The organism is Streptococcus suis, assembly GCF_016743335.1.
Lineage (GTDB): Bacteria > Bacillota > Bacilli > Lactobacillales > Streptococcaceae > Streptococcus > Streptococcus suis_Y.
The window spans coordinates 79,762-86,185 of sequence record NZ_WCJE01000005.1 but is presented as its reverse complement, the minus strand read 5'-3'; the positions used below and the strand labels follow the sequence as shown (position 1 = coordinate 86,185).

Genomic DNA, 6,424 nt, shown 5'->3' with positions numbered 1-6,424 from the left:
TCGAAAGGCTGGTGTTTCTATTTATGACACGTATGTTATCAGGAATGCCACTATTTGAAGGAAAAGAATCGAGAGAAATTCAATGAACACTAAAAATATCAATAGTAGTTAAAATCATAAGCCGTCATTAGACGGAGTTTTATGATTGTGCTACAATAGACATAATTATAAGAGAACGGGGTGATGATAATGAAACGTACTATTCTATTATGCTTGCCGACTATACTGTTACTAGCAGCATGTCATCAAAATACAAATCAGGCCAATACTACAAAAAATTCGTCAACAGTTGTTTCGACTACTTCAAGTCAGTCTGATTCAACAACTTCGGAGCAGTCAACAAGCAGCTCTACATCGGCGGAAACGAATCAAGAAGTAACAAGTACAGAGACTCAGGTAAATTTTAACGGTTCCTATTATAGTGTACAAGGAAAATATGGCGAAGTGATTATCGCTAATAAAAAGCATCCGCTTGCAGCTGATTATGCACCGGGCGAAAATCCTGAAGCCTTAGCAGCTTTTCAACGTTTAATAGCAGATATGCAGGCGCTAGGATTTGGTGTCTCCAATAACTACAGTGGATTTCGTTCCTATGAAACTCAGGCAAACCTCTACCAGTCCTATGTAAATCAAGAAGGACAAGCAGCGGCAGATACATATTCTGCAAGAGCTGGATATAGTGAACATCAGACAGGATTAGCCTTTGATTTATTGGATACAAGTGGTAATTTATTAGAAGAACCCAATGCTTCTCAGTGGTTGGCTACGAATGCGCATCTATATGGCTTTATTGTCCGCTATCTTCCAGGAAAAGAATCTAGCACAGGCTATATGGCAGAATCCTGGCATGTGCGATATATTGGTCAAGAAGCGACAGATATTTACAATTCAGGCTTGACCTTGGAAGAATATTTTGGTGTACCAGGTGGAGACTACTAATTTTACATTTAGTCAGAAATAAGTTGAAAAATTTGTCCGTATAACTAACTCGTGATATAATAAACCATCATAATTTTGGAGGTCCATCATGCTTAAAGCAATGGAAGTATACTTGGTTACTAATGGTAATGGTTTGGAAGCCATCGAGTTTTATAAAAATACTCTTGGGGCAACAGTGGAGCAAGTAAATCTATTTAAAGATTTCTTACCAGACTGCCCTGCTGAACTAGAAAATTACGTGATGAATGCACAGTTTCGTTTGAATGGTCAACGGTTTATGTTGTCAGACAACAACCCAGAAATGCCTTATACAGTAGGTGACAATATTACAGTTGCGCTTATCACAGATGATGCTGCAACAGCGCAGGAACTATACAGCAATTTATCCGTAGATGCAACTGCTATCAATATGGAACTTCAAGCAGTTCCGTGGTCTCCTGCCTATGGTAATGTAACAGATAAGTTTGGTATCTCTTGGCAAATCAATGCTGAAGTAGAAGGATACGGTCAGGAGTATTACGCAGAAAACTAAAATAGATTGGACATTGTCCAATCTATTTTAGTTTTTGCCAATAAGCTTTGTAGATATATAGTTGAAGAGCAGCTGATAGGATGAGCAGTAAGGTCATCAAGGCTGAGCTTACATAGGCTGCACCAATAGTGCCAGCTAATATGATGCTGACAACTAGAATAATGGCTCCGAGAAACATTGTTCCTATGATCGATCCAGCAATCAACCATTGACCCGCTCCGCGACCAAATAACTGGTTACTATTTTGCCAGTTGAGCATGAGGAGTCGTTGGTCACGCCAGTAATAAATCTGACCAGTTAGCAGGGCTGAAATGATGATGCCGACTGTAAAGAAGAATGCTAGAATGAGTTTGACTTTCATGAAACCTAGAGCCAAAGCAAAGTAAAGTAGAGTTGGTAGTGCGAATTGCACGGCAGCCAATACCCAGAATTTTTGGATGATAAATTTTTTGAAACTTATAGGAAGTGTTCGAATGAAATGATAATTTTCCTTCTCCAATGACATGGCTACTCCGATGAAGGTTGTAGAACCAGCAAATAGACTGCCAAGCAAGAATCCAGCTAATAGAGCAATACCAAAGAAATCCCATCCAACTGAACTTAGACCACCATTTTCCGTGAAACGGCTAAAACTTGGAAAAAGCGCCACTCCCATGATGATTGGTTGTATCATGGTTTGGACCATGAGGTTGCTATCTTTAAGAGTAGATAGGTGGTGTTTCACTAAAGCCTGATTGAGATTGCTAGGAATCTTGGCAGACTTAGCATTATTGGTCCGTTTTGTCGAAGCATTTTCAATCGCCAAAACTTGATTAAAGTAGTTGGGAATGACAGTTTTAAACGCAAACACAATAAGTCCAAACATCAAAATGAGAGGAAGTCCAAAATGAAGGAGTGTTTCTAGTGATATAGTATGGCTGACCAAATAATGGAATCCAGCAAATATAGGTATGATAGGAAAATCAACAAAGCCACCGGATTCGAGTGAAACGGTCTGCTGGGATTGCAGGAACATGAGCGCAGCAAAAGCCAGCAAGGAAGAACCTGTCATCAGGATTGTAGAAATCAATGTTTTACGAGGGCTTTTTGTCAGAACTTCCCCAACAAAGTGCATGATAATCAGATTGACTAAATTAACTAAAATCCAGAGAATCAAAAAGGAAGGAATGGAAGCTAAGGCGAGGAGCGGACCGCCAATTTGCCAGTAAGTGATTAGAAGTAAAGACAGACACGGCATGAGGAAGGGTAGGACCATCCCTTGTGCAGAGAGGATTTTAGCGAGGAAGACTTCTTGTGGCTTCAGGGGAAGTGCTAAATACAACTTTGTATCCTTACTATCGTAGAAAACGGAGAAGAAACCTGTAAAACCGTAGACAATGGCAATAATGGTAAAGAGCGCTAGTTGCAGAGAAAAGAAACCGATAGACTGACTATAATCTACTCCCATGAAAAAGACAGAATAGAGAAGTCCGAAACTCAAAACCATAAATACTTGTTGCAAGAGGACACTTTTATAGGCTGAAAAGGAGGCGTCTTTGCGCTTACTTTGTTTCTTCTTGACGGAAGCTAGAAGTTGAGGATTGGAATAAAGAATATTAATCTTTACTAGTTCCCAAATGATGGATTTACTCATACTTCCTCACCTGCCTTCACTTGTTGGCGTCCGGCTAATTCCAAATAGATGGTCTCCAAATCTTTATCTGGATACTGTGATTTGAGTTCATCAAGACTTCCTACGAAAATGAGTTGCCCTTTTCGGAGAATAGCAATGCGGTCACAGAGTTGTTCAGCCACTGAAAGGACGTGTGTAGAAAATAGAACGGTGTGACCAGATTGAGCATGTTCTTTCATCATTTGTTTTAGGTCGAAAGAAGCCTGAGGATCCAGTCCAGTTAGGGGTTCATCCAAAATCCAAATATCAGGGTTAGGGATCAATGCACCAATAATAATGGTTTTCTGACGCATACCGTGTGAAAAACTGTCAATAGGCTCATGTTGGCGTGCTGTCATATCAAATAGACTAGAGAGTTTAGCGATACGGTCATCAACTGTATCTTTTTCTACACCATAGACCTTGCCCATAAAGTGCCAGTATTCAAAAGCTGTTAAGTGTAGGAAGATGTCTGGCGAATCTGGAACATAGGCTATCCGTTTTTTGACTTCATCGCGGTTCTCCTCTAGGTTTAAACCATCAACAGAGATAGTTCCATAACTGGCTTCGATTATCGAAGTCAATAGACTGATTGTCGTTGTTTTTCCTGCCCCATTGTGACCAATTAAACCGAAAATCTCGCCGCTTTCAATTGTCAAATTTAGGTCATCAAGCGCGATTGTTTCGCCGTATGTTTTTGTGATATGGTCAAATTGTATCATAGTAACCTCCTTGTTATTCGTGAACTAAAAGTAGGGGCTTGCTAAGTAGTCCAAGCCGTATTCCAAATGTCCTTCGAATAATATATACAATTAATTACATTTATTATACTGCTACCTTAGTACAAAAGCAATAGTTTTTTAGAAAAAATGTTTAGAATTTCACAAGTTAATGATTGAAGAAAAATCTGCTATAATAGACCTATGAACGATTTAATCAAGCACAAGTTGGAGCTGCTTCCGGACAGTCCGGGTTGCTACCTCCATAAAAACAAGTACGGAAAGATTATCTATGTGGGCAAGGCCAAAAACCTGCGCAATCGGGTGCGGTCATATTTTCGTGGTGCTCATGATACCAAGACAGAGGCCTTGGTGTCAGAGATTGCGGACTTTGAATTCATCGTAACGGATTCTAATATCGAGGCACTCTTGTTGGAAATCAATCTGATTCAGGAGAACAAGCCCCGTTATAACATCATGCTCAAGGACGACAAGTCCTATCCTTTTATCAAGATTACCAAGGAACGTCATCCACGGCTGCTCATTACACGGCAAATTAAGAAGGATGGCGGTCAGTATTTTGGTCCCTATCCAGATGTGGGTGCGGCCAACCAGACCCTCAAACTATTGGAGCGCCTCTATCCTTTCCGCAAGTGTAAATTGCCTGAGAACAAGTATTGTCTTTATTATCATTTGGGGCAATGTTTGGCTCACGGGGAAAACCTGCCCAGCCTGTCTGACTATGATAAGATGGCCAAGGAAGTGGCCCAGTTCTTGACGGGTCATGATGATAAGATTGTCAAGGAAGTGCAGGACAAGATGAAGGCGGCTGCTGGCAATTTGGAATTTGAAAAGGCTGCGGAATATCGTGATGTCCTTCAATCCATTTCAACCCTACGGACCAAGCAACGAGTGATGGCTCATGACTTGCAAAACCGCGATGTCTTTGGTTATTATGTAGACAAGGGCTGGATGTGTGTGCAGGTTTTCTTTGTTCGGCAGGGGAAACTGATTGAGCGGAATGTCAATCTTTTTCCATATTATAATGATGCGGACGAAGACTTTTTGACCTACATCGGTCAGTTTTACAGGGACCAGCAACATTTGATTCCCTCTGAGGTCTTGATACCGCAGGATATTGACCAAGAAGCCGTAGAAGCTCTGGTAGATACCAAGGTCATCAAGCCCAAGCGTGGCGAGAAGAAGCAACTCATCAATCTGGCAACCAAGAATGCGCGTGTTAGTCTGGAGCAGAAGTTTAATCTTTTGGAGAAAAATCTGGAGAAGACCTACGGTGCAGTGGAGAATATCGGTCAGCTTTTGGGGATTCCGACGCCTGTGCGGATTGAGGCTTTCGATAACTCCAACATCATGGGGACCAGTCCTGTGTCGGCTATGGTGGTCTTTGAAAATGGGGTGCCTAATAAAAAGGAATACCGCAAGTACAAGATTAAGACAGTGGAGGGACCGGATGACTATGCTTCCATGCGAGAAGTGTTGCAACGGCGGTACAGTCGGGTACTGCGGGACGGTTTGACACCGCCTGATTTGATTATTATTGACGGTGGTCAGGGGCAGGTCAATGTCGCCAAGCATGTCATCGAGCAGGATTTGGGTATGTCCATTCCCATTGCAGGTTTGCAGAAGAATGACAAGCACCAGACACACGAATTGCTTTTTGGTAATCCACTGGAAGTGGTGGAGTTGCCTCGTAATTCACAGGAATTTTTCCTCCTTCATCGGATTCAAGATGAGGTTCACCGCTTTGCCATTGAGTTTCACCGTCAGGTTCGGTCAAAAAATTCCTTTTCATCTAAATTGGACGGCATAGAAGGCTTGGGACCGAAACGCAAACAGGCTTTGATGAAGCATTTCAAATCCATTGGCAATATCCAATCGGCAAGTTTGCAGGAAATCGCAGAAGCTGGTGTACCGTATAAGGTGGCGGAGAAGGTGAAGGAAAGTTTGAAGCAGAAGTAAATGGAAAAAATGCAATAAAATAGTTTACAGTCTCTTTCTTGCGTGTTAATATATTTTTGTAATCGTTTATATTTGCAACAAAAAGGTTGGTGAAGAATATGAAAAAATATGCTACTCATGCAATTGGATTATTGTTCATATTGTGTATGCTACTGCCGTTTGCATATACTACGGACAATGAAAGTTATTCTGTTTTCCTTGTGTCAGGTTGGCGGTATTTCAACCAAAACTTGTTTTCCTTGTCCTCTATTCTAATCTTTTTAGCTTTCTTTTTCATTAATTATCAAGCTAATAAAAATATTCAGCTGATTATTTTTATCATGACTTTTATGGTTACATTGTATTTTTATTACTTACCCATTCTGGCTCTAGGAGAAGAATTCTGGAGTCGTATAATCGAATTGCCTGTTGCTTATTACATTTGTGGTTTACTCATGATTGTTGGAGTTGGATTAAAAGTAAAACGTTTGGTATCTGGTTAATTGTCTAATATTTCTGAAAAGCACGAGGACTGTCTTTCTAGTCAAAAGCTGGAAAGCAGTCCTTTTAAGATAATCTGGTAAATCTTGTTTTCTGGCAGGTAGAGATGAGATTTGAAAGCTC

At 40.8% G+C, this 6,424-nt stretch carries 6 protein-coding genes; 4 read left to right on the top strand and 2 right to left on the bottom strand.

Annotation, left to right across the window (positions count from 1 at the left end):
* Positions 1 to 183 precede the first annotated feature (183 nt).
* Together ldcB and F9856_RS02935 are read left to right on the top strand one after the other, a co-directional pair.
* Complete coding sequence (gene ldcB, locus F9856_RS02940; RefSeq protein ID WP_202105677.1) at positions 184 to 939, top strand: LD-carboxypeptidase LdcB/DacB; 756 nt, start codon at positions 184 to 186, stop codon at positions 937 to 939.
* Between the two features lie 88 nt (positions 940 to 1,027).
* Positions 1,028 to 1,471 carry a VOC family protein gene (locus tag F9856_RS02935; RefSeq protein WP_202105676.1) on the top strand — a complete coding sequence of 148 codons (444 nt, stop codon included), beginning with the start codon at positions 1,028 to 1,030 and terminating at the stop codon, positions 1,469 to 1,471.
* A 22-nt stretch (positions 1,472 to 1,493) separates the two neighbouring features.
* On the opposite strand, the gene F9856_RS02930 is transcribed toward F9856_RS02935, so the two are convergent.
* Both F9856_RS02930 and F9856_RS02925 read right to left on the bottom strand, forming a co-directional pair.
* A complete protein-coding gene (locus F9856_RS02930; RefSeq protein WP_202105675.1) occupies positions 1,494 to 3,104 on the bottom strand; it encodes a permease in 1,611 nt (536 codons plus the stop codon).
* A complete protein-coding gene (locus F9856_RS02925; RefSeq protein WP_011922278.1) occupies positions 3,101 to 3,844 on the bottom strand; it encodes an ABC transporter ATP-binding protein in 744 nt (247 codons plus the stop codon). Before F9856_RS02925 ends, F9856_RS02930 begins: the two co-directional genes overlap by 4 nt.
* 201 nt (positions 3,845 to 4,045) lie before the next feature.
* Between F9856_RS02925 and uvrC the strand changes: the two genes are divergently transcribed.
* Positions 4,046 to 5,821: an excinuclease ABC subunit UvrC gene (gene uvrC / locus F9856_RS02920; RefSeq protein ID WP_202105674.1), complete on the top strand. Its 1,776-nt coding sequence runs from the start codon at positions 4,046 to 4,048 to the stop codon at positions 5,819 to 5,821.
* A 98-nt stretch (positions 5,822 to 5,919) separates the two neighbouring features.
* Positions 5,920 to 6,303: a hypothetical protein gene (locus tag F9856_RS02915; RefSeq protein WP_202105681.1), complete on the top strand. Its 384-nt coding sequence runs from the start codon at positions 5,920 to 5,922 to the stop codon at positions 6,301 to 6,303.
* The last annotated feature ends 121 nt before the right edge of the window (positions 6,304 to 6,424 follow it).